This is a genomic window from Melaminivora alkalimesophila, from assembly GCF_000282995.1.
GTDB classification, from domain to species: domain Bacteria; phylum Pseudomonadota; class Gammaproteobacteria; order Burkholderiales; family Burkholderiaceae_C; genus Melaminivora; species Melaminivora alkalimesophila.
In genome coordinates, this window is the sequence record NZ_ALEE01000827.1 from 1 (window position 1) to 3,280 (window position 3,280).

The 3,280-nt window shown below is 71.1% G+C and carries 2 protein-coding genes and 1 pseudogene; 1 reads left to right on the forward strand and 2 read right to left on the reverse strand.

All coding sequences use genetic code 11. The features are described 5' to 3' along the window. The coding region (locus A612_RS15930; RefSeq protein ID WP_019375423.1) for a class II fumarate hydratase at positions 1-916 on the forward strand (916 nt) is incomplete at its 5' end. Here A612_RS15930 and A612_RS15935 read toward each other — a convergent pair. Further along, positions 856-2,071 (reverse strand): annotated as a pseudogene (locus A612_RS15935) (DNA topoisomerase IB). The gene A612_RS15930 and the pseudogene A612_RS15935 overlap by 61 nt on opposite strands. Positions 2,072-2,146: 75 nt before the next feature. Next, positions 2,147-3,187: a glycine betaine/L-proline ABC transporter substrate-binding protein ProX gene (gene proX, locus A612_RS15940; RefSeq protein ID WP_019375425.1), complete on the reverse strand. Its 1,041-nt coding sequence runs from the start codon at positions 3,185-3,187 to the stop codon at positions 2,147-2,149. Positions 3,188-3,280: the final 93 nt, after the last annotated feature.

Sequence of the window (3,280 nt, forward strand, 5' to 3'; positions counted from 1 at the left end):
TCGGCTGCTGCCGGCGCTCGATGAGCTGCGCGGCACGCTGGCCGCCAAGGCCGAGGCCTTCGACGACATCGTGAAGATCGGCCGCACGCACCTGCAGGACGCAACGCCGCTGACGCTGGGCCAGGAGATCTCGGGCTGGGTGGCGCAGCTGGCGCACGGCGAGCGCCACGTGCGCAGCGCGCTGCCGCACCTGCACGAGCTGGCTCTGGGGGGCACGGCGGTGGGGACGGGCCTGAACGCGCCCCAGGGCTATGCCGAGGCGGTGGCGCAGGAGATCGCGCGCCTGACCGGCCAGCCCTTCGTCACTGCGCCCAACAAGTTCGAGGCGCTGGCCAGTTGCGATGCGCTGGTGGCAGCGCACGGCGCGCTCAAGACCCTGGCGGCCAGCCTGATGAAAATCGCCAACGACGTGCGCTGGCTGGCGAGCGGGCCCAGGAGCGGTATCGGCGAGATCACCATTCCCGAGAACGAGCCGGGCTCGTCCATCATGCCGGGCAAGGTCAATCCGACGCAGTGCGAGGCGATGACCATGCTGTGTGCGCAGGTCATGGGCAACGACGTGGCGATCAACATCGGCGGGGCCAGCGGGAACTTCGAGCTGAACGTGTTCCGTCCGATGGTGGCCTACAACTTCCTGCAGAGCGTGCGCCTGCTGGCCGACGGCATGGTGAGCTTCAACGAGCACTGCGCCGTGGGCATCGAGCCGCAGCGCGAGCGCATCGCCGAGCTGGTGGAGCGCTCGCTGATGCTGGTGACGGCGCTCAACACCCATATCGGCTACGACAAGGCGGCCCAGATCGCCAAGAAGGCGCACCAGGAGGGCACCAGCCTGCGCGAGGCGGCGCTGGCCTCCGGTCACGTGACGGCCGAGCAGTTCGACGCCTGGGTGGTGCCGGAGAAGATGGTCGGTCGCTGAGCCGGGCGGGTGGCGCGGGCCGGCTTGGTGGATGCCGCCCGGGGGCGGTGCGGGGCCGGCTGCAGGAAGGCCATCAACCGCCGCTCGGCGGCGCTCAGGCCGCGTGGGCTGGAGCCGGTGCGCGCCAGCCGTGCCCAGGTGCGCTGCAGCGCGTCCTGCGCGTCTTCCTGGGCTGCGCCTTCGGCCAGCGCCAGCACGGCGGGGTGGATGTAGGACTTGCGGCAGACGGCGGGCGTGTTGCCCAGCTGGCGCGCGACCTCTGCCACGATCTCGCGCGCCAGGCGGCGCGGGGCGGTGCCGTTGCCGCCCTGGGTGCCGGCGCGCAGGCAGGCCGCCCGGGTCAGCTCCAGCGCCTGCACCGTGCCGTGCCAGGTGCGGAAATCCTTGGCGGTGAAGTGGCCGACGCTGGCGGCGATCCCGTCCAGGTAGGCGTTCACGTCGCCCGAATCCACGCAGTGCAGCGAGCCGTCTTCCGCCTGGTACTGGAACAGCGCCTGGCCGGGCAGCTGCCGGCAGCGGCGCACCACGCGCGCCACACGCGGGTCGTCCAGGTGGACCTCGTGCTCGACGCCGCTCTTGCCGCGAAAGCGCAGCCGCAGGCCGCTGCCGCGCACGTCGGCATGGCGCGTGCGCAGCGTGGTCAGGCCGTAGGAGCCGTTGGCCACGGCATATTCCTCGTTGCCCACGCGCAGGAAGGTGGTGTCCAGCAGCCGCACGATGGTCGCCAGCACGCAGGGGCGCGACAGCGCCTTGCTGCGACAGGCTTCCAGGTCGCGCGCCACGCGGGCGCGGATGCGCGGCAGCGCCCGGGCCGAAGGCGAGCAGGCGCTCGAACTTGGAGGCGTCGCGCACGTGGCGCCAGTCGGGGTGGTAGCGGTACTGCAGGCGCCCGCGCGCGTCGCGCCCCGTGGCCTGCAGGTGGCCATTGGGCTGGGGGCAGATCCAGACGTCGGAATAGGCGGGCGGGATGGCCAGGCGGCGGATGTGCGCCAGGTGTTCCTCGTCCCGCAGCCAGCGCCCGTCCGGCAGGCGGTAGCGAAAGCCCCCGCGCACGCGCACCCGGCGGATGCCGGGCTGGCTGCGGTCGGCATGGACCAGACCGCCGGCCAGGGCGGGGGCGGGCGTGGCGGGGGGTTCGGGAATCGCTGCGGGCATGGCAGCGATCAGAGCGCAGCGGCCGGCGCGCGGCTGTCGGCGCCGGTCAACGCTGCGCGTGGGAGTGCGCGGGCCTCAGCTGCCGGTGTTGGCGGCAGCGCGGGCCTGCTCCAGCCAGCCGTCGAAGGTCTTCTGGTGCGCGCGGATCCAGGCGTCGGCGTGGCGCTCGATGTCGGCCGCGCTCTTCTCGCCCTGGTGGATCAGGCGGTTCTGCGCGCTGATGTCGGCCAGCGGAATTTCCATGACCTCGAACAGCTTGCCGGCGGCCGGGTTCTTGGCGACCCATTCCTTGTTGGCGACGATGTACTCGTTGTTGAGCGGAAAGCCGTAGTTCCGGCCGTTGGGCAGCTTCGTGTCGGTGCCGGCCTGCACGCCGGGCATGGCGGAGTAGGGCACCTGCAGCCACACGACGTCCTTGCCGGTCTTGAGCACGTTGCTCAGCCAGTGCGGCGTCCAGGCGTAGAACAGCACCGGCTTGCCCGACTCGTAGCGCGCCAGCGTCTCGGAGATCAGCGCCGGGTAGTTGCCCTGGGTGTAGTTGACGGTCTGGCGCAGGCCGTAGGTGTCGAGGTGGTGCTCGACCACCGCCTCGCCGCCCCAGCCGGCGTTCGGGCCGACTAGGTCGGCGCGGCCGTCGCCGTTCATGTCGAAGAGCTTGGCGAGCTTCGGGTCCTTGAGCTGGTCGATGTGCGTGATGCCGTATTCATCGGCGGTCTTCTTGTCGATCATGTAGCCCTGCGCGGCGCCGGCGGAGTACACGCCCTTGCGCGAGAGCTTGGCGTCGCCGCCGGCGGCCTTGTAGAACTCGGAATGGTGCGGGTTCCAGTGGTTGGCCATCAGGGTGGCGTCGCCGCTGGCCACCGCCATGTGGGCCAGGGGGTACTCGACTTCCTTGTAGGGCGGGACGTCGTAGCCGAGCTGCTGCAGGGCCTTGATGACGATGAGGGTCTGGAAGGATTCCTCGGCGAGCGAGCTCTTGAGGACCGTGACCTTGACGCCCTGGCCCGGCTGGGCCTGCGACGCCCATGCGGAGCCGGCGAACGGGGCCAGCGAAAGGGCAGCGGCGGCTGCGGTGGTGCGAAGAAGGGTATGGATCTGTCGTTGGATGGTGGTCATGCCTTGAAAAATGGTGGTACTCAAAGGGGGCGCCCCGCGAAGGGCCGCCCGGCGCCCCAAAACATCGGGGCGGGCCGCTGCCGGCCCGCGCGG